This window comes from Streptomyces sp. Ru73, assembly GCF_002920575.1.
Classification (GTDB): domain Bacteria; phylum Actinomycetota; class Actinomycetes; order Streptomycetales; family Streptomycetaceae; genus Streptomyces.
Genome location: NZ_PQSQ01000009.1, coordinates 112,856 through 136,140 on the forward strand (window position 1 = coordinate 112,856; position 23,285 = coordinate 136,140).

Consider the following 23,285-nt stretch of genomic DNA (forward strand, 5'->3'; position numbering starts at 1 on the left):
AGTTGTGCCCCGGAGAACTGGTGATCCACCCCGTCGGGCGGCAAAGTCTCAGTACTTCGGTCGAGATGCAGGCACATCACTGCGTTTCCTGTGACTTCTCCCGTTTTGCGGCTCATTTACGAGATGCCGCGATAGTCGGCCCATGTGACCCTGATTACGTCACTCGACGGCTTGGCACGGGAGGACACGGCGTGGTTGCAGGACTCCGCTCGCTCATCGCCGCCGGACTGCTGACGGCCACCACGCTCTTCCCCGCCGTACCCGCGGCCTGCGCCGCCGCGACGGCGCCCCACGGGCGGGTGCACGCCCGGGCCGCGGCCGACCCGCCACAGCCACAGACCACCGACGGGCGGCCCGGCGCCGGCCGGCCGCCCGCCGGCGCTTCCCCCGGCCGCAGCGCCTCCCAGGACGTGCCGGGACTCCCGCCGGCCCAGGTCCCGACGGACGACGGCACGACCGGCCGCTCCCAGGGGCCCGGCTCCTCGGGGCCCGCCGGCTCGTCCGACGCACCGACGGAGCCGGGGCAGAGCCCCTCACCGTCCTCGACCGCCACCGGCCCGAGCCCGACGGCGGGCGCCAGCGATTCCGCCACGGCGTCACCCGGCCGGCCGACACCGAGCCGGTCGGCCACCGGCTCCGGCAGTACGGCCGACCGGCCCGCCACCCCGTCCAGGAGCAGCGCTTCGGACCCCACAGGAACCGTTTCCGGCACGCCCGGGGACTCCGCCTCAGCGGGCGTCGGCACGGCGCTGCAGAGCCCCGGCACGTCCGACCGGCCGTCCGGCGACCGGCCCGGCAGCCCGTACCCGCCGCTGTCGCCGCACGGCCGCACCGGGCGCGGCTGGCAGCCGCTGGTCCCGCCGGAGGGAGCATCGACCACCGACCCCTCCTCGACCAGCAGCGAGACCGCCGGTGCCCTCCGGCCGCCGTACACCACGGAGCGGGCCGCCCGGGTCGCCCGCGTCCTCCCTTTCGGGGCCGGCCTCGCACTCACCGGTCTGGGCCTGGCCTTCATCGGCCTCCGGCTGCGACGCCGCTGAGGGGCCGCTGGGGAGTGGTGGCGGCGTACGGACGTACCGGGGCGACGCGCCACTGAGCAGCGAACGGCTTACGGACCTACCGGAGGTGGTGCGCCGCGTACGGCCGAACGGGGGCGGTGCCACGTACGGCCGTACGGGGACGGGCCGTCGCCGGTGGAGCCCACTCAGCCGACCGTCAGGACGATCTTGCCGATGTGGCTGCTCTCCTCCAGGATGCGGTGCGCCTCGGCGGCCTCCGCCATCGGCAGCGTGCGGTCCACGATCGGCCGGACCTGACCGTTCTCGATCAGCGGCCAGACGTGCTCCCGCACGGCGGCGACGATCGCGGACTTCTCCTCGACCGGCCGGCCTCGCAGCGACGTCGCCGTGACCGCGCCGCGCTTGGCCAGCAGCGCGCCCAGGTTGAGCTCGCCCTTCCGGCCGCCCTGCAGGCCGATGACGGCGATCCGCCCGTTCGTGGCCAGCGCCCGCACGTTCTGATCCAGGTACTTGGCCCCGATGATGTCCAGGATGACGTCAGCGCCCCGGCCGTCGGTGGCGTTGCGGATCTCCTCGACGAAGTCCTGCTCGCGGTAGTTGATGAGCACGTCGGCGCCCAGCTCGCGGCAGCTCTCCAGCTTCTCGGCGCTGCCGGCGGTCACCGCGACGCGCGCGCCGACCGCCTTGGCCAGCTGGATCGCCATGGTGCCGATGCCGCTGGACCCGCCGTGGATCAGCAGGGTCTCGCCGGGCCGCAGGTGGGCCACCATGAAGACGTTCGACCAGACGGTGCAGGTCACCTCGGGCAGCGCGGCGGCCTGCGTGACGTCGAGGCCCTTCGGCAGCGGCAGCAGCTGGCCGGCCGGCACCGCCACCTGTTCGGCGTAACCGCCGCCGGCCAGCAGGGCACAGACCTCGTCGCCGACCGCCCAGCCGCTCACGCCGGGGCCGACCTCGGTGATCGTGCCGGCGCACTCCAGGCCGGGGTAGGCGGACGCGCCGGGCGGCGGGTCGTAGAAGCCCTGTCGCTGCATCACATCGGCGCGGTTGACGGCACTGGCCTCGACCCGGACCAGCACCTCGCCCTCGGACAGTTGCGGCGCGGGCACCTCGGCCCACACCAGGGCCTCGGGTCCGCCGGGTTCGGGAATGGTGATCGCACGCATGGCCGCGAGGCTACTCGCCTCACCCCGCCGCGTCCGAGGGCACTCCGGACGCGCGGGCGGTGAGCCCCGCGCCGGAGTGCCCCGGTACCGCTCGGTTCAGTCGCCGCGGCGGCCCTGTTCGTCCGCGCGGCGGATCACCCGGTCCTTCTCGTCCGCCCGGCGCATCGGCTGGACACCGCTGCCGGGCAGCCCCTGCGCGGCCGGGCGCCCCAGCTCCGGCTCCTCCGTCGGCGCCGCGCGGACGATGGTGATGAGCCGGTCGGCGTGCTGCAGCGGGCTCGCCGCCGGGTCGTCGTACGCCAGCAGCCGGTGGCCGCGCAGTACGGAGACGACCAGGTCGCCGGTGTCCCGGACCGACTTGCCGACCTCGGACTTCACCACCGGCCGCTCGATCAGGTCCAAGCCGCTGCCCTGCTGGATCAGGTCCTCCATGACCGTGCTCGCGCTCGGGCTGTTCACCGACAGGCCCAGCAGCCGGCCCGCCGCGCTCGCGGAGGTGATGACGGAGTCGGCGCCGGACTGCCGCAGCAGCGGTGCGTTCTCCTCCTCCCGCACGGCCGCCACGATCGTCGCCTTCTTGTTGAGCTGACGGGCGGTGAGCGAGACCAGGACGGCGGTGTCGTCGCGCTGCGTGGCGATGATGATCTGGCGGGCCCGCTGGACCTCGGCACGCAGCAGGACGTCGCTGCGCGTGGCGTCGCCGAGTACGCCCGCGAAGCCCTCGGCCACGGCCGAGTCGATCACCTTGGGGCTCGGGTCCACGATGACGATGCTGTCCCGGCCGGCGCCCGTCGCGCGCAGCGTCTGGACGGCCGACCGGCCCTTCGTACCGAAGCCGACGATGACGGTGTGGTCGCGCAAGGAGGTCCTCCAGCGGTTCAGCCGCCACTGTTCACGGGTCCGCTCGGTGAGGACCTCCAGGGTGGTGCCGACCAGGATGATCAGGAACAGGACGCGGAGTGGCGTAATCAGCAGGATGTTCAGCAGCCGTGCGGTGTCTCCGTACGGGACGATGTCGCCGTACCCGGTCGTGGAGAGCGTGACGGTGGCGTAGTAGACGCAGTCGAGGAAGTCGACCGCGCCGTCGGCGTTGTCGTGGTACTCGTCGCGGTCCACCCAGACGATCAGGACCGTGAGGACCAGCACTATCAGCGCCATCAGGATGCGGCGTACCACCTGGCGCAGTGGCGCTTCGGGGGCGCGGCGGGGCAGCTGGACCCGGTGCGAGACGTCGTCGGAGCGCTGCTCCTGCGCCGCGGCGTCGTGCAGGGGGAGCTTCACGTGCGGCCTCCGGGTGCGCCCGGGTCCGGTGCCGCGGGGGCGACGGACCAGGGCAGGTCCAGGAGCGCGACCGGCTCGCCCTCGTCGGCGCCGCCCGGCGGGATCACGGCCAGCGCGTCGGCGGCGGCGATCCCGCGCAGCATGGCGGGCCCGTTGAAGTGGAGGGGGAGCGCCACGACGCCTCCCTTCTCGTCGGAGCGGCGGGCCACGGGGACCAGCCGGGTGTCGTGCGGATGCCCGGGCACGCCGTCGGCGAGGCGTACGCGGCGGGGTTCGGAACGCATCCGGCCCGAGAGCGTACCCAGCAGCGGCTCGGCAAGCGTCAGCAGGCCCGAGACGGCGGCGAGCGGATTACCGGGCAGGCCGACCAAGTGCCGGACCGTCGCGGGTGTTTCACGTGAAACCGGCACCGTGGTCTGCCGCGCCGCGCGCCTGGCTGACCGACCGCGCGGGGCCGGGCTCTCCGCCGGGCCGAGCCTGGCGAGCAGCATGGGATGGCCCGGGCGTACCTGCACGCCGTCCACGAGGAGTTCGGCCCCGAGGCGGCGCAGCGTCGGGTGCACGTGGTCGACCGGTCCGGCCGCCGTGCCGCCGGTGGTGATCACCACGTCCGCCGCGGACCCGGCGATCGCCTCGTACAACACCCCCGCGTCGTCCGCGAGATGGCGCGGGCCGATGGTCTCCGCACCCATGGCGTGCAGCCAGGGCGCGAGCATCGGGCCGAGCGCGTCCCGGATGCGGCCCTCCTGCGGGAGCCCGCTGTGCAGCAACTCGTCGCCCAGTACGAGGATTTCCACCACCGGGCGGCGGTACGTCCACAGCTCGTCGTAGCCCGCCGCAGCGGCCAGGCCGAGGACGGCCGGGGTCACCGGGGTGCCGGGCGGCAGCAGCGGGTCGCCGTTGCGGCACTCCTGGCCGCGCGGCCGGATGTCCTGACCGGGCGCCGCGCCGCGGGGCGCGGTCAACAGGACGCTGCCGTCGGGCTGTTCCGTGGTCTCGCCGTGCTCGGAACGGAGTACGGCCGATGCGCCGGGCGGTATCCGCGCCCCGGTGGCGATGCGTACCGCGTGCCCGTCCGGCAGCGGACGCGCGGGGCCCTGGCCTGCGAGGATGCCGGCGGACTCGGTGGGCGCGACCGTGTGGGGCGCGGCGAGCCGCCAGGGCCCGGGGCCCGAGACGGCCCAGCCGTCCATCGCGGAGGTGTCGAACGAGGGCAGATCCGTGAGCGCCGTCAGCGCCCCGGCGAGCACGCGCCCCAGCGCCTCGGGGCCGAGCGGCACGGCCCCGGCCGCCGGCGGCCCGGCCACGGCCTCCGCAGCGGCTTCCCGCGCGACGTGCCAGGGGGAGTGCGCACCGGGTCGAGGCGCGGAGCGGTGGGCGGGGGAGTGCGCGGGCGTGGCGGGGCGCGGGTCGGCGGTTGGTGACGGGGTGGTGGGACCTGCGGGGGCGCCTGGGCTGGTGGGACCTGCAGGACGTGCAGAGCTTGCGGGAGCGGTGGGGTCTGTGGAGCCCGTGGGGCAGGTGGGGCCAGTGGAGTCCGCAGGACCGGTGGCTCCCGCGGACCTGTTGTGGCTCGTAGAGCCGGTGGAGCTGGTGGGGTTTTCGCGACCGGTGGGGCTTCCGGGACCGAATAGGCCGTCGTCCCCTCGGCCCGGCTCGCGGTCCGAGCCCCGGCCCGGGTCCGGGTCATCGTGGGAGTCCGGCGTGCGGGCCGCAGACGCACCGGGCTCGGACCGGGGTGCGTGCCGGCCGTTGCCCCAGGGGGCGTGCCACGGGTCGAACCAGGTGCTCTCGGAGGAGCGCCCGCCGGTCCGGGGCCCGATGCCCTGGTGCGCTGCGGGGGCAGCGCTCTCGGACGCGGCGGCGGGTACGACCGGGCCGGCCGGATCAGTCGGTACGGCCGGGTCGCCCGGGGCGGTGCCCGTCCTGGAGGCCGCGTCCGCCCGCCGGTTGCGTCCGGCGTTGGCGATGGCGAGCGCGTCGTCGAATTCGCCGGGACCCCCGGCTGCCGGGTCGGGCATCATTCCGCCGCTTCCGCGGCCCAACGGTTCGCCAGTTCCGCCGCGCGCCTGCTGACCTCCGCGACGTCCAGGCCCTGCTGAGCCGCGGCGTACCCGACGAGGAAGGTCGTCAGCGGGGCGGCCGGGCGGGCCACGCCGTGTGCCGCGTCCCGCGCCAGATCGAGGAGTGCTGCCGTGTCGACATCGAGCTCGATGCCCAGTTCGGCCTTGACTGCGGTGATCCATTCGTCCAACACGTGTCCATGCTCCCTGATCCGGGCGCGCGCGGCACTGAGGGCCTCCCAGGTGTCGCAGTCGTACGACGCTGCGGCCGTGTCGTCCTTGACCCTGCGCAGCGTCAGTTCGGCCAGCAGCGCCCGCAGCGGCAGCCCGCTGAGCCCGCCGTGCGCGGCGCGCAGCGTCTCCAGGGCCCGGCGCAGCGGCTCGGCCCGGTACGCGGCCACGAGCGGCTGGTCGCGGCCGTCCGCGTCGACCAGCAGTGCCCCGTCCACGGCGCCTCCGCCGTTCCCCGCGTGAGTCTCTGGCGCATGGGACCCCGCCGAGGGGCCGGAGTCCTCCGAGGGGGCGGAAGCCTCCGCGGGACCGGAGCCCTCCGGGGCATCGGCCTCCGTCGCCGCCGCCAGCAGAGCGTCCACCGTCCCGGTGGTCAGGAAGGGCAGGTCGGCGGAGAGGACGAGCACCGTACCGGCCGTGGTGAGCCGCAGGCCCGCGTCGAGCGCCGCGACGGGCCCGGCGCCGGGCGGGTCCTCCCGGGTCGTCAGCACGGGGCGCGCGGTCGGCCGCTCGGGACCGACCACCACGGTGCGCGCCGCTCCGGGGCAGGCGGCGAGCACCCGGTCCAGGAGGGTCCGGCCGCCGACCGCGAGGGCGGGCTTGTCGGCGCCGCCGAGCCGGCGGGCCCCGCCCCCGGCCGGCACGATGGTGTCGTAGTCGGTCGTCACCCTCCGAGTATCACCGGGCGTCGGCGATCGACACCCCTCCGGTGCCGTCCGCTCGTCCGCCCGGCCGCCGTCAGAGCCCGCGCAGCAGGACGGCGGGCTGTTCCACGCAGTCGGCGACGAAGCGCAGGAAGCCGCCCGCCGTGCCGCCGTCGCACACCCGGTGGTCGAAGGTGAGCGAGAGCTGTACGACGCTCCGTACGGCCAACTCCCCTTCGTGCACCCAGGGCTTGGCGGCTATCCGGCCGACGCCGAGCATCGCGGCCTCGGGGTGGTTGATGATCGGGGTGGAGCCGTCGACCCCGAAGACGCCGTAGTTGTTGAGGGTGAACGTGCCGTGCGTCAGCTCGGCGGGCGAGAGCCGGCCCTCCCTGGCGGTCTCGGTGAGCCGGGCCATCTCGGCGGAGAGGCCCTCGACCGTACGGGCGTGCGCGTGCCGCACGACCGGTACGACCAGGCCGCGGTCGGTCTGCGCCGCGAATCCCAGGTGCACCTCCGGGAGCCGGACGATCTCCCGCGCCGCCGTGTCCACGGTGGAGTTCAGCTCCGGGAAGCGCGCGAGAGCGGCCGTGCAGATCCGGGCGAGCAGCGCGAGCAGCGAGACCTTCGGGCCGCCGCCGGCGTTCATGGCGCGGCGTACGGCCAGCAGCTCCGTGGCGTCCGCGTCCACCCAGCAGGTCGCGTCCGGTATCTCCCGGCGGCTGCGGGCGAACTTCTCCGCCGCGGCGCCCCGCATGCCCTTCAGGGGCAGCCGCTCGGCCCCGGCCGGCGCCGCCGTGCCGGAGGCCGTCGGCACGGCCTCGGCCGCCGCGGTCTGCTCGGGAACGCGGACCGCGCGCTCCACGTCGGCCCGCAGGATCAGCCCCTCCGGGCCGCTCCCCCGTACCGTCCGCAGGTCCACGCCGTGCTCCCGCGCCAGCCGCCGCACCAGCGGGGATATCACCGGAACAGGCCCCTCGGCCTCGGGGTGCTCCGCGACGTCCGCTCCGGGGGCCGCCGTCGGGCCCGTGGCTGCGGCCGCGCCGGCCACCGCGTGCGGCCGCGCACCTCCGGTACCGGCGGGCTCCGTACGGCCGGCCCCCGTGTCCCGGGAGGCGGCAGTGCGCTCCCCGGCGCCGGTCGTGCCGCCGCCCGTGCGCCCCGGGCCGGACGGCCGTACCCGGCGCCTGCGGCCGGCCGGCGCGCTCGTCCCGTATCCGACGAGGACGTTCCCCGAGCCCTCGGCCTGCTCGGCGGCCGGGTCCGCCGGCTCGCCCGCTTCGGCGCCGGCGCTGCGGGACTCGCCCACCGCCACCGTCACCAGCGGTGCGCCCACGGGCAGTTCGTCGCCCTCCTTGCCCATCCGTGCGGTGACGACGCCGCCGTACGGGCACGGCACCTCGACCATCGCCTTGGCCGTCTCGACCTCGACCACCGGCTGGTCGACGGCGACCACCTCGCCCACCTCGACCAGCCAGCGCACGATCGTCGCCTCGGTCAGCCCCTCGCCCAGGTCGGGCAGCGGGAACTCGCGTACCTCGGCCATCACGCACTCCCCTCGGGGCCGCCGCCGCTGCCGCCCTCGGTCCAGTCGGACTCCCACTGCAGGCGCGCCACGGCGTCCAGGACGCGGTCGACGCCCGGGAGATGGTGCCGCTCCAGCATCGGCGGCGGATACGGAATGTCGAAGCCGGCCACCCGCAGGACGGGCGCCTCCAGGTGGTGGAAGCAGCGCTCGGTGATCCGGGCGGCGATCTCCCCTCCGGGACCGCCGAACCCCGCCGACTCGTGGACGACGACGGCGCGCCCCGTGCGCCGCACCGACGCGCACACCGTCTCGTCGTCGAACGGCACGAGGGAGCGCAGGTCCAGCACCTCCAGGTCCCAGCCCTCCTCGCGCGCCGCCTCGGCCGCCTCCAGGCAGACCGGCAGCGACGGCCCGTACGTGATCAGCGTGGCACTGGTCCCGGGGCGGCGGATCTCAGCACGGCCTATGGGCGCGACGGGTGCCGGGTCCTCGGGGGACCAGTCGGCCTTGGACCAGTACAGCCGCTTCGGCTCCAGGAAGACCACCGGGTCGTCGGAGGCGATGGCGGCGCGCAGCATGCCGTACGCGTCGGCGACGGTGGCCGGGGCGAACACCTGGAGGCCGGGCGTGGCCATGTAGTACGCCTCGGAGGAGTCGCTGTGGTGCTCGACCCCGCCGATCCCGCCGCCGTAGGGAATGCGGATCGTCAGCGGCATCGGCATCGTGCCGCGGGTGCGGTTGCGCATCCGTGCCACGTGGCTGACGAGCTGCTCGAACGCGGGGTAGGCGAACGCGTCGAACTGCATCTCGACCACGGGCCGCAGGCCGTACATCGCCATGCCGACGGCCGTGCCGAGGATGCCGGCCTCGGCGAGCGGGGTGTCGCTGCACCGGTCCTCGCCGAACTCCGCCGCGAGGCCGTCGGTGATCCGGAAGACGCCGCCGAGCCGCCCGACGTCCTCCCCCATCACATGCACCGTCGGGTCCTCGGCCATCGCGTCGCGCAGCGCTCTGGTCAGGGCCTGTGCCATCGTGGCGGGCTTGCGCCCGGTCGCGGTCGTGCCTCCGGCGGCGACTGCCGTGCTCATCACTGCTCCCCTTCCGCTGCGATCTCGGCCCGCAGCAGGTCCGACTGCTCGCGCAGCTGGCCGGTCGGCGCGGCGTACACATGGGCGAAGAGGTCCATCGGGTCCAGCGCCGGGTCCGCGTTCATCCGCTCGCGCAGCGCGCCGGCCATCTCCTCGGCCGCTTCCTTGGTGGCGCTCACATACGCCGGGGTCAGCAGGTCCCGGGCGGCCAGCTCGCGCTCCACCAGGGCTATCGGGTCGTGGCCGCGCCACTCCTCGACCTCGGCGTCGCTGCGGTAGCGGGTGGCGTCGTCGGCGTTGGTGTGCGCCTCCATGCGGTACGTCACGGCCTCCACGAGGGTGGGGCCGCCGCCGCGGCGGGCCCGCTCGACGGCCTCGCCGAGCACTTCGTGCAGCGCGGGCGCGTCATTGCCGTCCACCAGGCGGCCCGGCATGCCGTACCCCACGGCCTTGTGGGCGAGGGACGGCGCCGCGGTCTGCTTGGCGAGCGGCACGGAGATCGCGAAGCCGTTGTTCTGCACGAGGAAGACGACGGGGGCCTGCCAGACGGCCGCGAAGTTCAGCGCCTCGTGGAAGTCGCCCTCGCTCGTCCCGCCGTCGCCGACCATGGCGAGCGCGACGACGTCGTCGCCCTTGAGGCGGGCGGCGTGCGCGAGGCCCACGGCGTGCGGCAGCTGGGTGGCGAGCGGGGTGCACAGCGGGGCCACGCGGTGCTCGTGCGGGTCGTACCCGGTGTGCCAGTCGCCGCGGAGCAGGGTGAGCGCCTGTACGGGGTCCAGGCCGCGGGCGACGGCGGCGAGGGTGTCGCGGTAGCTGGGGAAGAGCCAGTCGCGGTCCTCCAGGACCAGCGCGGCGGCCACCTCACAGGCCTCCTGGCCGGTGGAGGAGGGGTAGACGGCGAGGCGGCCCTGGCGGGTGAGCGCCGTGGCCTGGGTGTTGTACCGGCGGCCGCGGACCAGCTGCGCGTGGAGCTGCTTCAGGAGGGCGGAGTCCACCTTTGCGGCGGCGTCCGTGCCCAGTACGCGGTACGGCTCCTCGTCGGGCAGGAGGGGCGCCGGGTCGACGCGGGGGCGCCAGGCGGGCGGCGGGGCGGGGCGGTCGCCGGTCGCGGTGCTGCCGTGCCTGCTGCTGCCGGGCTGCTCGAGGACCGTCATGAGGGGCACCTCCTCGGTCGAAGGGGTGGCGCTGTGCGCCGCGTACGGGGTGGGAACGGGCGGCTGGCGGGAAAACTGCGCTGCGAGGGCACCCGGCCGGTGGGCCGGACTCCTCCCTACCGATTGTTCGGTTGCCGACACATTTTGGCTACAGGCGGGGCGAGCCTGTGGACAATCGGTTCTGCACAGCCTGGAATGGAGTCAGGACGTCCAAGGAGGGGAGACAGGGCGGCATGCCGGACGAACAGATGGTCAATTCCGCCGGACGGCAGCCCGTCCGCGCGCTGGACGCCGTGGACCGCGACATCCTGCGCATGCTCCAGACCGACGGCCGGGCGTCGATACGGTCGGTCGCCGACCGTGTGCACATCTCCCGGGCCAACGCCTACGCGCGGATCAACCGGCTGCTGGACGACGGCGTCATCCGCGGCTTCAGCGCCCGGGTGGACCAGGAGCGGGCGGGCCAGGGCGCGTCGGCGTACATCACGCTGAAGATCGTGCAGAACTCCTGGCGCACGGTCCGCGAGGCGCTCCAGGCGCTGCCGGGCGCCGCGCACATCGCCCTGGTCAGCGGGGATTTCGACGTCCTGCTGCTGGTGCACACCAAGGACAACCGGGCGCTGCGGGAGCTGGTCCTCACCCGCATCCAGGCCATACCGGAAGTGCTCTCCACCCGCACGCTGCTGGTCTTCGAGGAGACCGACCTCGAACCGGAGGGCTGAGCGCCACGCGCCTTCGGGGCACCCGATTCCCCCCGGGGTGCCGCCGGTGTCAGCCTTCGTTGCGCAGGCCGGCGAAGGCCGTGCGTACCACGGCGTCGGCCACCTCCTGGCTGCTCGCCGAGCCGCCGCGGCCCGGCCGGTACCACTCGACGATCGAGTTGATCATGCCGAAGAGCAGCCGCGTCGCCAGCCGGATGTCGGCGTCCGGCCGCAGGTCGCCCTCGGCGGCCGCCTCCTTGAGCAGCTCGGCGACCTCGTTGTCGAAGTCACGGCGGCGCTCCATCGCCCACCGCTCGGTGTCGGTGTTGCCGCGCACCCGCAGCAGCAGCGTCACGTACGGCAGCTCCGCGATCAGCACCTCGACCACGCGCCGGGTCACGTACTCCAGCCGCTCGATCGCCCGCCCCCGTGTCGCGCCCGGCTCCTGGAGAACGCCGAAGAGGCCGTCCAGCGCCCTGCTTATCGCCCGTCGCAGCAGCTCTTCCTTGCTGCGCACGTGGTGGTAGATGGAGGACTTGGAGATGCCGGCGGCCCGGGAGAGGTGCTCCATGGACGTGCCGTCGTACCCGCGCTCGTTGAACACCTCGACGGCGACCGCGAGCAGCGAATCGGGCGTGTAGGTGTCGCGCTTGGCCATGGTCATGATTACAGCAGCTTTCCGGACGGGACCGCACAGCGGACCGGGGAGCGGGACGGAGCGGCGGCCGGCGGGGGAGCGGCGGGTGTCCGGGGCCGGTGCGCACCGCCGTGACGGCCCGCCCCGCCGCGAGTTTTCCACAGGCTTCCCGGGCCCCCTTGCCCCGACCGATCGTTCGGTTACTCTAGCCCCGTTGCCTGTCCGCTCCCAGCCTGATCGACGAGGAGTTGGTTCCCCGATGGCCGCCGACCCGACCACCACGCAGCTGATCGAGAAGCACCGCCCCACGCTCGACAAGGCGCTGGAGACCATCCGCAGCCGGGCGTACTGGTCCCCGCATCCGGAGCACCCCAAGGCGTACGGCGAGAATGCCGCGCCCGAGGGCCAGGCCGCCTTCGAAGCCCTCCGCGGCACCCGCTTCGAGCTGGACCAGCCCGGCACGGACGGCTGGACCGGCCAGGAGATCTCGCCGTACGGCATCGAGCTGGGCATCAGCTATCCGCATCCCGACCCGGACGTCCTGCTGCCCGCGATGCGCGCGGCGATGCCGGCCTGGCGCGACGCCGGGCCCGAGGCCCGCGCCGCCGTCTGTCTGGAGATCCTCGCGCGGATCAGTGTCCGCACCCACGAGTTCGCGCACGCGGTGATGCACACCAGCGGCCAGGCGTTCATGATGGCGTTCCAGGCCGGCGGGCCGCACGCCCAGGACCGCGGACTGGAGGCGGTGGCGTACGCCTACGCCGAGCAGACCCGCACCCCCGGCGAGGCCCCGTGGGCCAAGCCGCAGGGCAAGCGCGACCCACTGGAGCTGCGCAAGACCTTCCAGGCCGTCCCGCGCGGCGTCGCGCTGGTGATCGGCTGCAACACCTTCCCCACGTGGAACGGCTACCCGGGCCTCTTCGCCTCCCTGGCCACCGGCAATCCCGTGCTGGTCAAGCCGCACCCGCGGGCCGTCCTGCCGCTCGCCCTCACCGTCCGCACCGCCCGCGAGGTGCTCGCCGAGGCCGGCTTCGACCCGAACCTCGTCGCGCTCGCCGTGGACCGCCCCGACGAGGGCCTGGCCAAGGTCCTCGCGCTGCGCCCCGAGGTCCGCATCATCGACTACACCGGCTCCACCGCCTTCGGCGACTGGCTGGAGGAGAACGCCCGGCAGGCCCAGGTCTTCACGGAGAAGGCCGGCGTCAACACCGTCGTCATCGACTCGACGGACGACTACAAGGGCATGCTGTCCAACCTGGCATTCTCGCTGTCCCTCTACAGCGGCCAGATGTGCACCACCCCGCAGAACCTCCTCATCCCCCGGGACGGCATCACCACGGACGCCGGGCCCAAGACGTACGACGAGGTCGTGGCGGACCTGGCCGGCGCGGTGCAGGGGCTGCTGGGTGACGACGCGCGGGCCAACGCCCTGCTGGGCGCCATCGTGAATTCGCAGGTGGCGGCGCGTATAACGGCAGCGCCGGAGCTCGGCGAGGTGGCGCTGGCCTCCCGTGAGGTGACGCACCCCGACTTCCCCGGTGCCACGGTCCGCACGCCCGTGCTGGTCAAGGCCGACGGTGAGCGGAAGCAGTGGGAGAGCGCCGACGCCGAGCCGCCCTTCCTCTCGGAGTGCTTCGGCCCGGTCTCCTTCGCCGTCGCCGTGGACTCCACGCCGGAGGCCGTGGAGCTGCTGCGCCGCACCCTGCGCGACAAGGGCGCCATGACGGTCGGCGCGTACACCACCTCCTCCGAGGTGGAGCGGCTGGTCGAGGAGGCCTGCTTGGAGGAGTGCGCGCAGCTCTCGCTGAACCTCACGGGCGGGGTGTACGTGAACCAGACCGCGGCGTTCTCCGACTTCCACGGCTCCGGGGGCAACCCGGCGGCCAACGCCGCGCTGTGCGACGGGGCGTTCGTGGCGAGCCGGTTCCGGACGGTGGAGGTGCGGCGGCCGGCCTGACCCGGCGAGTCCTATGCGGGCCCTTCGATCCGGGCGTGGCGGCCGATCCAGGCATGCATGGCGATGGCGGCCGCCGCGCCCGCGTTGATCGAGCGGGTCGAGCCGAACTGCGCGATCGAGCAGACCATGGCGGCGTGCGCCCGGGCCTCCTCGGTCAGCCCGGGACCCTCCTGCCCGAAGAGCAGCACGCAGCGCCGCGGCAGCTCCGTGGTCTCCAGCGGGACGGCGCCGGGCAGGTTGTCGATCCCGATGATCGGCAGATCCTCGGCGGCCGCCCAGGCGGTCAGGTCCGCGGTGTCCGGGTGATGCCGCACGTGCTGGTAGCGGTCGGTCACCATCGCGCCCCGCCGGTTCCAGCGCCGCCGCCCGACGATGTGGATCTCCTTGGCGAGGAAGGCGTTGGCGGTCCGTACGACCGAGCCGATGTTGAAGTCGTGTCCCCAGTTCTCCACGGCCACATGGAAGTCGTGGCGGCGGGCGTCCAGGTCCGCGACGATCGCCTCCCGGGTCCAGTAGCGGTAGCGGTCGACGACGTTGCGCCGGTCGCCGTGCGCGAGCAGCTCCGGGTCGTACCGCTCGTCCTGCGGCCACGGCTCCGGGTGCGGCCCCACGCCGACCACCGTCGCGAACCCCTCGTCGTACTGGACGGGCTCGGCGGTCCGCGCGGACTCGTCGGGGAGGATCGTCGCCGGGCCCGTGGTGCGCTGCCCGGTCTCCTGACCGCTGCCGGGGGCGGTGTTCTCGCTGCTCACCCCACGAGCGTATGACCACCGCCGGACTCCGGCGTACGGGACCCCGGACCGCCGGCCGGCGCCTGCCCGGCCTCCGGCGCCGCGGGCGAGCCCTCGGCCGCGGGCCGCGCGCCACCACCGGGAAGCAGTCGCTCGCGGAGGGCGGTCGCCCGTGCGCCCAGCCACCGCAGGAAGTTCGTCGGCAGGAAGACCGCGTCGGCGGCCACCATCGCCAGGGAGAAGAACGGCAGCCCGAGCAGGAACGCGATGGACAGGTGCTCCAGGATCATCGCGACCAGCAGGACGTTCTTCAGGCGCCGGTTGAACACCGTGAACGGGAAGGCGACCTGCACGATCACCGTGCCGTAGGTGATCAGCATGATCATCAGCCCGCTGCCCGCGAGCACGTGGGAGAGCTCCGGCCACGGCGAGAAGTAGTCCAGGTGCATCGGGTAGAAGACCGCGGTGCCGTCCTGCCAGCGGCTGCCCTGGATCTTGTACCAGCCGGCCGTGGCGTAGATCAGACAGACCTCGACCATGATGACCAGCAGCGCACCGTTGTGCACGAGGTCGGCAATGGTGTTCAGGACCGTGCGCGGCTCCCCCGGCGCGTAGCGCCGCACCCACCACCACACGCCGTGCGCCAGCCACAGCACCCATAGCGCCAGACCCCAGCCGACGTGCGGGAACGGGCCGTCGGCCGACCACCCCAGCCCGTACAGCCCCAGCAGCTGCGCGAGGGCCAGGACCAGTCCGAGGACGGCCCACAGGACCACGCCGGTCACGTCCCGGCCCGGCACGTCACCTGCCCCGGCCGCTGCCGCCTTCCGCTCGCGCCGGGCGTCCAGCGACCAGACCCGGCCGCACCGGGTCAGGACCAGGTACATCGACATCAGGTGGATGACGTTGTCGCCGCCGTCCCCGAGGAAGATGCTGCGGTTCTGCAGCGACAGCACACCGATCATGAACAGGACGGACATGGTGCGGGTGCGCCAGCCGACCAGCAGCAGCGCGCTGGAAACCATCGCCAGCACGTACACCAGCTCGAACCAGCCGCGCCCGTCGGACCAGACCAGGACCGAGAAGGCCCCGTTGTTCCCGAGCAGCCGGCGGGCCATGTCCAGGCTCCAGGCCCCGTCGGGTCCGTACAGCTCGTGGCGGTTCGGCCACTCGCGCAGCAGGAAGAGCAGCCAGGTGGCGGCGAAGCCGATACGGATCACCGCGGTCTGGTACGGGGCGAACGGGCCGGCCGTGACCCGGGCGAACCCGCGGCTGATCGCGCGCTCGATCCAGGTGTCCTGCAGGACGTAGTCGTCGGTGCGCGTGGCGTCCCCGGCATGCGTGGTCACTGGTTGCTCGCCCCCTCGGGCAGGTCGTCGACGGTGACCGGCCACCAGGGCAGCACGCGGTACACGGGCTTGATCTCGGACTTCTCCGTACTCCACGGCGGCGGCCCGACGGGCGTCGCCACCGACCGGAACTCCACCCGGGCCACCGTGCCGCCCCGCGCCGTCCACTCCTGGCCCAGACGCCCCATGGCGATCCGCCGCAGATAGCGTTCGGAGAGCTCACCTCGGACGCCGCTGGGGCGGTTCTGCGCGTCGTGCGAGCCGACGAAGGACTCCCAGGCGCGGCGCAGTTCGTTCTGCTCCGTGTGGCTGGGGAAGAGGTTGTGGTGGATGGCCCGGCCGTCACGTGCGGTCAGGTCGGTCCAGCCGGTCGTCCGGGCGCTGCCGCCGTCCCCGGGGCGTATCTCCGCGCGGACCTGTACGGAGATGTTCTGCTGCAGCGGGTTGGGCGCGAACAGCTTCCAGTTCTGCTCGTACTCCGGGTAGACGTAGTCGTCGACCGCGGCACCGTGCGCCTTGGTGAGCGTGTTGGACGGGGCGACGTGCAGGAACATCATCGCGAGGTGGACCAGTACGGCGACCGCGACGCCACCCGCCGCGACCGCCAGCACGATCCGCGACGGCAAGGAGAGCACGGCAGCCGGCGACCTCTCCGGTCGCGTTTCATCCCCGTATGACTGCATTCCTGCCCCGTTCCCCGGTCCCGTGCGGCGCTGTCCCGCCACGGAACCGTACCCAGGCGGCGCGCGCGGCGACAGCGTTCCCCCGGTTGTCCACAGGCTCGACACCTCCCGCGCGCCCCCGGCGCCCCGCCCGTACGCCGCCGGGCGCAGCACGGACCCCCGCCGCCATTCCCAATTCCCGCGGCCTGTTCTACCTTGCAGCCCCCCAACGGTGCGCGCGGAAGGACAGGCAGTGGACTTCACCTTCACCGAGGAACAGCAGGCGGCCGCCGAAGCGGCCGGAGCCGTCTTCTCCCGGGTCGCCCCCGACACCGTCCCCTCACCCGCCCTCACCCCCGGAGCCGTCGCCGACGACATCGACCGCGGCCTGTGGCGCACCCTGGCCGACGCCGACCTGCTCGGCCTCTGCCTCGACCCCGCACACGGCGGCGCCGGCCTCGACCCAATCGCCCTCTGCCTCGTCCTGCGCGAAGCCGGCAAGGCACTCGCCCGCGTCCCCCTGCTGGAGACCACCGCCGCCGCCCTCGTCCTCCAGACGTACGCGGACCCCACGCTCCGCGAAGAGACCCTCCCCCGCATCGGACGCGGCGAACTGGTCCTCACCTGCGCCACCGCAGGCCGCACCGGACACGAACCCGCCGAACTGGCCGTGACCGCCACCCGGGACGGCGAGCACTGGACCCTCGACGGCACCCACAGCGCCGTGCCCTGGGCCCCCAGCGCCGACCGGATCCTCCTCCCCGCCCACACCCGCAACGGCAACGCCGTCCTCGCCCTCGTCCCCCGCGACCACCCCGGCGTCGCCCCCGCCGACCAGACCTCCACCAACGGAGAGCGCTACGCCGAGGTCAGCCTGGACGCCGTACACCTCACCGACCGCGAGATGATCACCGACCCGGACGCCTGGGAACGGCTGCGCCTGCTCCTCACCGTCGGCACCTGCGCCCAGGCCCTGGGCCTCGGCGAACGCGTCCTCACCATGACCGCCGCATACACCGGCACCCGCGAGCAGTTCGGCCACCCCGTCGCCACGTTCCAGGCCGTCGCCGTGCAGGCCGCCGACCGGTACACCGACCTGCGCGCCATGGAGGCCACCCTCTGGCAGGCCGCCTGGCGCCTCGGCACCGACGCATCCGGCGCCCTGCCACCGGCCGGAGACGTCGCCGTCGCCAAGATCTGGGCGGCGGAAGGCGTCCGCCGCGTCGTACAGACCGCCCAGCACCTCCACGGCGGCTTCGGCGCCGACACCGACTACCCGCTGCACCGCTACCACGCCTGGGCCAAGCAGCTGGAGCTCGCCCTCGGCCCCGCCCCGGCCCACGAAGAAGCTCTCGGAGATCTGCTGGCCACGTACCCGCTGGGCTGAAGCACGGCGGCACCGCGTCATCCCGGCACCGGGAGTCGTCGGGGGCACGCTCCCCGTTTCACGTGAAACGAGGCGGCGCTCTGTTTCACGTGAAACAGAGCGCCGCCTCGAAAAGCCTTTGCCCCAGGGTCAGATGACCGCCCCGGGACCACCCTGGTCGGTGACCACCGGACGCCCCGCGGCCTCCCACGCCTGCATGCCACCGGCGACATTCACCGCGTCGACACCCTGCTGGACCAGGTACTGCGTCACCTGCGCCGAACGACCGCCCACCCGGCACAGCACGTACACCTTGCCGTCCTCGGGCGCCTTCTCCGTCAGCTCGCCGTAGCGCGCGACGAAGTCACTCATCGGGATGTGCAGGGCGCCCTCGGCGTGCCCGGCCTCCCACTCGTCGTTCTCCCGCACGTCCAGCAGGAAATCCGCCGGCGTGACCGCATCGACATCGACCGTGGGCACAGAACCAAAATGCATGGCCCCGACGCTACCCGACCGGCCTCCCGGCACGCTCCCGGCGCTACCCGGCCGCGCTCCGTCACACGCTCCGAAAGCTGACCGCCTGCCTCCCCGGCACGCTTCCGGTACTACCCGACCAGCTGCGCCAGCCGCTCCTCACGCTCCGCCACATCGGCCAGCAGCTTCTCGGCGATCTCCGCCAGCAACGCGTCCGGATCCTCCGGCGCCATCTTGAGCATCTGACCGATCGCACTGCCCTCCAGCTCAGCGGCGAGCGCCGTCAGCAGCTCCTTGCGCTCCGCCAGCCACTCCAGCCGCGCGTACAGCTCCTCGCTCTCGCTCAGCATCCGCTCCCGCGGCACCGGACCGGCCTCCCACTCCGCCGCCAGCTCCCGCAGCGCGCCCTCGTCACCCGCCGCGTACGCCGCGTTGACGCGCACGATGAACGCCTCCCGGCGCTCCCGCTCCCGCTCGTCCTGCGCCAGGTCCGGATGCGCCTTGCGCGCCAGATCCCGGTACACCTTGCGGGCCTCCTCGCTCGGCCGCACCTTCTGCGGCGGCCGCACGGGCTGGTCCGTGAGCATCGCCTGCGCCTCCGGCCACAGCCCCTCCGTGCCCATCCAGCCGTGGAACAGCTCCTCCACACCCGGCATCGGCAGCACGGCGGCCCGCAGCTCCTGCGCCCTGCGCACGTCCTCCGGATCGCCCGACCGCGCCGCGAGGGCCTCCGCGATCTGCGCGTCCAGCTCGTCCAGCCGCGAGTACATCGGCCCGAGCCGCTGATGGTGCAGGCGAGAGAAGTTCTCCACCTCCACCCGGAAGGTCTCCACCGCGATCTCGAACTCGATCAGTGCCTGCTCGGCCGCCCGCACCGCCTGCGCCAGCCGTGCGGTACCCGCGTCCTGTCCCTCAGGACCGCCCGCCGCCGGGCCCTGCGGACCTCCGCCACCGCCGGCTGCCTGGCCGTCCTGCCCGTTCTCCGCTTGCGAGTTCGTCACCCGGCCACCCTACGGCCCGGCTCACACCCCCGGCTCCGCGGCCAGCCGCCCGTTGCGCACCGCCGTCACCAGCTCCGCGTGATCCGCCTCCGTACGGTCCGCGTACGCCACCGCAAAAGCGGCCACCGCGTCGTCCAGCGCCCCGTTCTTCCCGCAGTACCCGGCGATCATCCGCGGATCGGCACTGTGCGCATGCGCCCTGGCCAGCAGCGCACCGGTCATCCGCGCGTAATCGTCCAGCTCGTCCGCCGGCAGCGCGGCCGGATCGACGCTGCCCTTGCGATTGCGGAACTGCCGCACCTGGAAGGGCAGCCCCTCCCGGCGCCCGTCCGCCGCCTCCGCGCCGTACACCGTCGTCCAGCCCAGCAGCATGTCGCTCACGACCTGCATGCGCTTCTGGCCCAGCACCACCCGCCGCGCCTCGTGCTCCACCAGCGCCGCCTCGAACCCGGCCTTGTGCACGTACGGCGCGAGCGCGGACGGACGTACCTCCTTCACCTGCAGCACCAGCGGCTCGCCCAAGTGGTCGAGCAGCAGGACGACGTACGACCGCAGGCCCACGCTCCCCGTGCCCACCACCCGGAAGGCCACGTCGTGCACCGCGTACCGGGCCAGCAGCGGCAACCGGTCCTCGGGCAGCGTCCGCAGATACCCCTCGAGCGACAGGACCACCGCGGCGGCCTCCGCGTCCGGCACCCGCCACAGCACCGGCGGCGCGTCCACGAACCGCCGCAGCACCCCACCGCGACGGCCGGACCCCGTACCCCCGCCCGCAGAGTCGTCGTTACCGCCGGCGTCCTCGGCCGGGACCTCCTCCGTCGCCTTCGCGGCGAAGCGCGCGCTGGTGTTCTTCCGCGCCTTGTCCATGACGCGCTCCAGCGTGCCCACCAGATCCCGCGCGTCGGCGTGCGCGACGAGGTCCTCGTCCACGATCGCGTTCCAGGCGTCCAGCGCGGGCATCCGCGCCAGCAGCCGCATCGTGCGGCGGTACGAGCCCACCGCGTCCCGCGCCGCCTCCCGGCAGGTGTCCTCACCGGCCCCCGCCTCCCGGCCCGCCAGGACGAGCGAGGCCGCCAGCCGCTTCAGGTCCCACTCCCAGGGCCCGCGCAGCGTCTCGTCGAAGTCGTTCAGGTCGATCACCAGTCGCCCGCGCGCATCGGCGTACAGACCGAAGTTCGCGGCGTGCGCGTCACCGCATATCTGCGCCGCGATGCCGGTCACGGGCGTGGTCATCAGGTCGTACGCCATCAGCCCGGCCGAACCGCGCAGGAAGGCGAACGGCGAGGCCGCCATCCGCCCCACCCGTATCGGAACCAGCTCCGGCAGCCGCCCGGCGTTGGACTCCTCCACCGCCGCCACGGCACCGGGACGGCCGGCCCCGACAACCAGGTCCGCGTGCGCCGACCGCGGAACCCTCTCCCGCAACGCCTTGCCGACGGCCTTCGGCTGAGGCCCGTCATCACCACGCCACGCAAAGCCGTCGACGTACGGAAGCCGCTGGGTGTCCATGGGCGGGTCCTTCGGGTGGTGGGTGGGTAGGGCGGGAGCGTGTGCGGGCTTGGGGGCGAGAGCGAGACAGCGGCGGAGGGCGGGAGCGTGGGGGTGGGGATGGGGGCGGGAGCCGAGCGGGGGCGGGGCAGCGGCGGAGGGCGGGGGTGAAGCGGGCGGGGCGGGGTGGGGCGGGGTGGGGCGGAGCCGGGGGGTGCGGTGGCGGGGGGCGGTGGTGAGGGCCGGGGGCGCGGTGGCGGGGGCCGGGGGGCAGGGGGCTGCCAGGGCGCAGCCGCCGACCGCCGTCCCCCTCTTCACCCCGGGGGCCTCCCCCCGCCCCCACCACCCCACACCCCCCAAGAACTTCCGAGCCCGCACCTCGCCCCCGCCCCTCGCCCCCACCCCAGGTCCTCCAACCAGGCGCGGGGCCTTGGTGGGAAAGACGCTACAGACAGGCCCCGCCGTGTGGCAGGGCCTGTGGACAACTTCGGCTGGAGGGTGAGGGGAGGCGGCTCAGACGGCCACCGTCTCCTCCATTTCCTCTTCCGCCGCCCGCTCGGCCGGGGTCGCCCCGGTGCCGTGCGGGCCCCGGCCGCCGGGCCGGGCCGGCTGCGGTTCCGGCACCGTCGCGGCCACCGCGGCCGCCGCCACCGCCGCGGCCCGGGCGGTCGCGGCCTCCTCGGAGCGGCGCCGACCGGCCTCCGCCGCAGCCGCCACGGCGACCATGGCGGCGCCCACCAGCAGCCACAGCACCAGCGTGACCGCATGGCCGGCCAGCCCGTGTCCTGCGAAGTAGACGTGGCTGCGGACGCCCTCGACGAAGCCCGCGCCGTTCCAGAAGGAGTGCAGCGCCGCGAAGAACCCGTTCTGCAGCTCCGGGCGGAAGACGCCGCCGGACGACGTGAAGTTGAGCATCACGAACAGGGCCATCACGCCGAGCGTGGTCCAGCGCTTGAGGAAGGTGTGCAGCCCGATACCGATGCCGAGGATGCCGGCGGAGTACAGCCACGCCATCGCCCACAGGCCCCACAGGCCGTGCTCCACGAGATGGAAGACCGGGCCGGCGAGGAGCACGCCGATGACGCTCACCACCAGCGACGTCCCGGCCGCTACCAGCGCCCGGAGCCGCATCGGCAGTACGGACCCGGCGCCACCGATCACCGCCACCGACGCGTACGAGCCGATGCTGATGGCGACGAGCAGGAAGAAGATGCCCTGTCCTGTCGGGTCGTCCGGCGCGGTCGGCGCGACGTCCGTGATCTTCAGCGGCTGTCCCTGCCGGGCCGCTACGGGGGTGAAGGTCTTTTCCACAGCCGAGGCGGTGGTGTCCGAACCGGCCGTGGCGACCAGCAGCTCCGGCCCCCGTGCCGCACCGGCACCCTCCGCGGCCTCTCCCTTGACCTTGCCCTTGTCCGTGGCCTTCCCGGCGTCCGCCGGCTGCGCAGCCATCACGTATGCGCCGAAGATGTCCTGGTGCCGCAGCTGGTCGACGGCCTGAGCGCGGTCGGTGACGGTACGGACCGCCAGGTCGCCGCCGCTCCGGTCATTGAGGGTCTGGGCGAGCACCTGGGCGCTCTGCCCGGAGCCGACGACGGCGACGGGCAGGTGGTGCGGGGACGGGTTGGCGAACGCGCCCAGGTAGGCCAGGCCCATCCCGATGCACATCAGCAACGGGGTGACCAGGTGCGTCAGGACGTGGCGCAGCCCGGCGGCGTGCGGGTTCCGGTGCCCGGCGGGCGCGGGCCCGGCGGGGGAGGGGGAGTTCATGGGCAGCCTTCTCCAGCTGATGGCTCTGATCGTTCTGATCGCTCTGAGCACTTCGATGGCTCTGAGCGCTCTGATGCTCTGATCACTCGGTGGTCGAGGGCTGGGGAAGCCACCAGTGATCCGGGAGGGGGAGCTCAGAAGCAGTCGCCGCAGCAGTCACCGAAGTCACCACGGGAGTCGGCAGTCGCACCGGCACGACCGGCTCTGCCGTCCCCCCGGCCCCGCCCCGGCTCGCCCCCTTCACTCAAGTTGGCTTTTACAACTTTCATGGTTGGCTTATACAACCCTCAATCGGGTTGTACTATACAACCACCGCGAGGAAGGGCCAAAGAAAGTGGCAGAGCGAGACGAATCCGTCGGAATCATCCAGCAGGAGCTGACCGCGTTCGCGCGTCGGGCCCGTGCGACCGCGGCCCGGATGCATCCCGAGCTGTCGCTCGTCTCGTACACCCTCCTCGCCCACCTGGACGATCAGAAGGGCTGCCGGGCCACCGATCTCGCCGCACATTACATGCTGGACAAATCGACGGTGAGCCGGCAGATCGCGGCACTGGAGCGGCTGGGCTTCGTCGAGCGCCGCGTCGACCCCGACGACCACCGCGTCCAGGTGCTGCACCCGACCGAGCGCGGCGCGCAGGTGCTCGCCAGCGCGGGCGCGCAGCGCCGCCAGGCCTTCACGGACCGGCTGGCCGACTGGGACGACGCGGATCTGGAGCGCTTCGCCTCGTACCTGCTGCGCTACAACGAAGCGCAGCAGCTGGGCTGAGTCCCGCTTGATCCGAGCAGGAGCGACAACCCACAGCCCCGGAGACAAGCCGAACGACGAGCCTCTCCGCCCGCAGGAACCGTCCGCTCCACCTCGTACACCCCCGAGCGCGCACGACTCGGCCCGCCCGGCCCCGGGTCTCAGTCCCGGAACTGCTCCGGACACTGGCCGCCGTCCGCGAGGTACGTCTCGGCCCAGCGCGCCAGCTCCTT

20 protein-coding genes are annotated in these 23,285 nt (G+C 73.7%); 5 read left to right on the forward strand and 15 right to left on the reverse strand.

Translation table 11 applies throughout. The annotated features are described in order from the left end of the window. The first annotated feature begins 191 nt into the window (after positions 1-191). Positions 192-1,040, forward strand: a complete 849-nt coding sequence (locus tag C3486_RS06610) for a hypothetical protein (RefSeq protein WP_103831637.1) — start codon at positions 192-194, stop codon at positions 1,038-1,040. A gap of 164 nt (positions 1,041-1,204) precedes the next feature. Here the strand turns inward: C3486_RS06610 and C3486_RS06615 are convergent, their stop codons facing one another. The 7 genes from C3486_RS06615 to pdhA form a co-directional block, all read right to left on the reverse strand. Beyond that, positions 1,205-2,185 (reverse strand): NAD(P)H-quinone oxidoreductase, encoded by a 981-nt coding sequence (locus C3486_RS06615; RefSeq protein ID WP_103831638.1) that lies wholly within the window; start codon positions 2,183-2,185, stop codon positions 1,205-1,207. A 96-nt stretch (positions 2,186-2,281) separates the two neighbouring features. Next, positions 2,282-3,466 (reverse strand): TrkA family potassium uptake protein, encoded by a 1,185-nt coding sequence (locus C3486_RS06620; RefSeq protein WP_103831639.1) that lies wholly within the window; start codon positions 3,464-3,466, stop codon positions 2,282-2,284. After that, positions 3,463-5,490, reverse strand: a complete 2,028-nt coding sequence (locus C3486_RS06625) for a molybdopterin-binding protein (protein WP_374936840.1) — start codon at positions 5,488-5,490, stop codon at positions 3,463-3,465. Before C3486_RS06625 ends, C3486_RS06620 begins: the two co-directional genes overlap by 4 nt. Continuing rightward, on the reverse strand, positions 5,487-6,428 hold the full coding sequence (locus tag C3486_RS06630; RefSeq protein ID WP_258052638.1) for a DUF6457 domain-containing protein: 942 nt from the start codon (positions 6,426-6,428) through the stop codon (positions 5,487-5,489). The genes C3486_RS06625 and C3486_RS06630 overlap by 4 nt, the downstream gene beginning before the upstream one ends. A gap of 70 nt (positions 6,429-6,498) precedes the next feature. Then, a complete protein-coding gene (locus C3486_RS06635) occupies positions 6,499-7,950 on the reverse strand; it encodes a dihydrolipoamide acetyltransferase family protein (protein WP_103831640.1) in 1,452 nt (483 codons plus the stop codon). Beyond that, entirely contained in the window at positions 7,950-9,020 is a 1,071-nt protein-coding gene (locus C3486_RS06640) for an alpha-ketoacid dehydrogenase subunit beta (protein WP_103831641.1), read from the reverse strand. The genes C3486_RS06635 and C3486_RS06640 overlap by 1 nt, the downstream gene beginning before the upstream one ends. After that, positions 9,020-10,174 carry a pyruvate dehydrogenase (acetyl-transferring) E1 component subunit alpha gene (gene pdhA / locus C3486_RS06645; protein ID WP_103831642.1) on the reverse strand — a complete coding sequence of 385 codons (1,155 nt, stop codon included), beginning with the start codon at positions 10,172-10,174 and terminating at the stop codon, positions 9,020-9,022. Before pdhA ends, C3486_RS06640 begins: the two co-directional genes overlap by 1 nt. Before the next feature lie 233 nt (positions 10,175-10,407). On the opposite strand from pdhA, the gene C3486_RS06650 reads away from it, so the two are divergent. After that, on the forward strand, positions 10,408-10,896 hold the full coding sequence (locus tag C3486_RS06650) for an Lrp/AsnC family transcriptional regulator (protein ID WP_103831643.1): 489 nt from the start codon (positions 10,408-10,410) through the stop codon (positions 10,894-10,896). Positions 10,897-10,945: 49 nt separating this feature from the next. On the opposite strand, the gene C3486_RS06655 is transcribed toward C3486_RS06650, so the two are convergent. Next, positions 10,946-11,539 (reverse strand): TetR/AcrR family transcriptional regulator, encoded by a 594-nt coding sequence (locus C3486_RS06655; RefSeq protein ID WP_103831644.1) that lies wholly within the window; start codon positions 11,537-11,539, stop codon positions 10,946-10,948. A gap of 232 nt (positions 11,540-11,771) precedes the next feature. Here C3486_RS06655 and paaN point away from each other — a divergent pair, with 232 nt between their 5' ends. Further along, positions 11,772-13,469 carry a phenylacetic acid degradation protein PaaN gene (paaN, locus tag C3486_RS06660; protein ID WP_103831645.1) on the forward strand — a complete coding sequence of 566 codons (1,698 nt, stop codon included), beginning with the start codon at positions 11,772-11,774 and terminating at the stop codon, positions 13,467-13,469. Between the two features lie 11 nt (positions 13,470-13,480). On the opposite strand, the gene C3486_RS06665 is transcribed toward paaN, so the two are convergent. The 3 genes from C3486_RS06665 to C3486_RS06675 all read right to left on the reverse strand — a co-directional run bounded on the left by C3486_RS06665 (position 13,481) and on the right by C3486_RS06675 (position 16,184). Beyond that, entirely contained in the window at positions 13,481-14,152 is a 672-nt protein-coding gene (locus tag C3486_RS06665) for a TrmH family RNA methyltransferase (protein WP_103831666.1), read from the reverse strand. A gap of 65 nt (positions 14,153-14,217) precedes the next feature. Next, the gene (locus tag C3486_RS06670) at positions 14,218-15,504 is read right to left on the reverse strand and encodes an HTTM domain-containing protein (RefSeq protein ID WP_258052642.1); all 1,287 of its coding nucleotides are present in this window, start codon (positions 15,502-15,504) and stop codon (positions 14,218-14,220) included. A 41-nt stretch (positions 15,505-15,545) separates the two neighbouring features. Further along, positions 15,546-16,184 carry a DUF5819 family protein gene (locus C3486_RS06675; protein ID WP_374936841.1) on the reverse strand — a complete coding sequence of 213 codons (639 nt, stop codon included), beginning with the start codon at positions 16,182-16,184 and terminating at the stop codon, positions 15,546-15,548. Between the two features lie 280 nt (positions 16,185-16,464). Here C3486_RS06675 and C3486_RS06680 point away from each other — a divergent pair, with 280 nt between their 5' ends. Further along, complete coding sequence (locus tag C3486_RS06680; protein WP_103831648.1) at positions 16,465-17,598, forward strand: acyl-CoA dehydrogenase family protein; 1,134 nt, start codon at positions 16,465-16,467, stop codon at positions 17,596-17,598. 129 nt (positions 17,599-17,727) lie between these two features. On the opposite strand, the gene C3486_RS06685 is transcribed toward C3486_RS06680, so the two are convergent. From C3486_RS06685 to C3486_RS06700, 4 genes are all read right to left on the reverse strand, one after another. Continuing rightward, a complete protein-coding gene (locus tag C3486_RS06685) occupies positions 17,728-18,072 on the reverse strand; it encodes a rhodanese-like domain-containing protein (protein ID WP_103831649.1) in 345 nt (114 codons plus the stop codon). Positions 18,073-18,182: 110 nt separating this feature from the next. Then, complete coding sequence (locus tag C3486_RS06690) at positions 18,183-19,052, reverse strand: hypothetical protein (RefSeq protein WP_258052639.1); 870 nt, start codon at positions 19,050-19,052, stop codon at positions 18,183-18,185. Positions 19,053-19,073: 21 nt separating this feature from the next. Continuing rightward, positions 19,074-20,561 carry a DUF2252 domain-containing protein gene (locus tag C3486_RS06695; protein ID WP_103831650.1) on the reverse strand — a complete coding sequence of 496 codons (1,488 nt, stop codon included), beginning with the start codon at positions 20,559-20,561 and terminating at the stop codon, positions 19,074-19,076. Between the two features lie 492 nt (positions 20,562-21,053). Then, positions 21,054-22,307, reverse strand: a complete 1,254-nt coding sequence (locus C3486_RS06700) for a hypothetical protein (RefSeq protein WP_103831651.1) — start codon at positions 22,305-22,307, stop codon at positions 21,054-21,056. A gap of 334 nt (positions 22,308-22,641) precedes the next feature. Between C3486_RS06700 and C3486_RS06705 the strand changes: the two genes are divergently transcribed. Beyond that, a complete protein-coding gene (locus C3486_RS06705; protein ID WP_103831652.1) occupies positions 22,642-23,073 on the forward strand; it encodes a MarR family winged helix-turn-helix transcriptional regulator in 432 nt (143 codons plus the stop codon). The last annotated feature ends 212 nt before the right edge of the window (positions 23,074-23,285 follow it).

What these genes read in the sequence shown, in the direction of transcription:
- C3486_RS06685 (WP_103831649.1), bottom strand. Translation starts at nt 18,072, where the DNA reads ATGCATTTTGGTTCTGTGCCCACGGTCGATGTCGATGCGGTCACGCCG.
- C3486_RS06615 (WP_103831638.1), bottom strand. Translation starts at nt 2,185, where the DNA reads ATGCGTGCGATCACCATTCCCGAACCCGGCGGACCCGAGGCCCTGGTG.
- C3486_RS06635 (WP_103831640.1), bottom strand. Translation starts at nt 7,950, where the DNA reads ATGGCCGAGGTACGCGAGTTCCCGCTGCCCGACCTGGGCGAGGGGCTG.
- C3486_RS06700 (WP_103831651.1), bottom strand. Translation starts at nt 22,307, where the DNA reads ATGAACTCCCCCTCCCCCGCCGGGCCCGCGCCCGCCGGGCACCGGAAC.
- C3486_RS06640 (WP_103831641.1), bottom strand. Translation starts at nt 9,020, where the DNA reads ATGAGCACGGCAGTCGCCGCCGGAGGCACGACCGCGACCGGGCGCAAG.
- C3486_RS06695 (WP_103831650.1), bottom strand. Translation starts at nt 20,561, where the DNA reads ATGGACACCCAGCGGCTTCCGTACGTCGACGGCTTTGCGTGGCGTGGT.
- paaN (WP_103831645.1), top strand. Translation starts at nt 11,772, where the DNA reads ATGGCCGCCGACCCGACCACCACGCAGCTGATCGAGAAGCACCGCCCC.
- C3486_RS06625 (WP_374936840.1), bottom strand. Translation starts at nt 5,490, where the DNA reads ATGATGCCCGACCCGGCAGCCGGGGGTCCCGGCGAATTCGACGACGCG.
- pdhA (WP_103831642.1), bottom strand. Translation starts at nt 10,174, where the DNA reads ATGACGGTCCTCGAGCAGCCCGGCAGCAGCAGGCACGGCAGCACCGCG.
- C3486_RS06650 (WP_103831643.1), top strand. Translation starts at nt 10,408, where the DNA reads ATGCCGGACGAACAGATGGTCAATTCCGCCGGACGGCAGCCCGTCCGC.
- C3486_RS06655 (WP_103831644.1), bottom strand. Translation starts at nt 11,539, where the DNA reads ATGACCATGGCCAAGCGCGACACCTACACGCCCGATTCGCTGCTCGCG.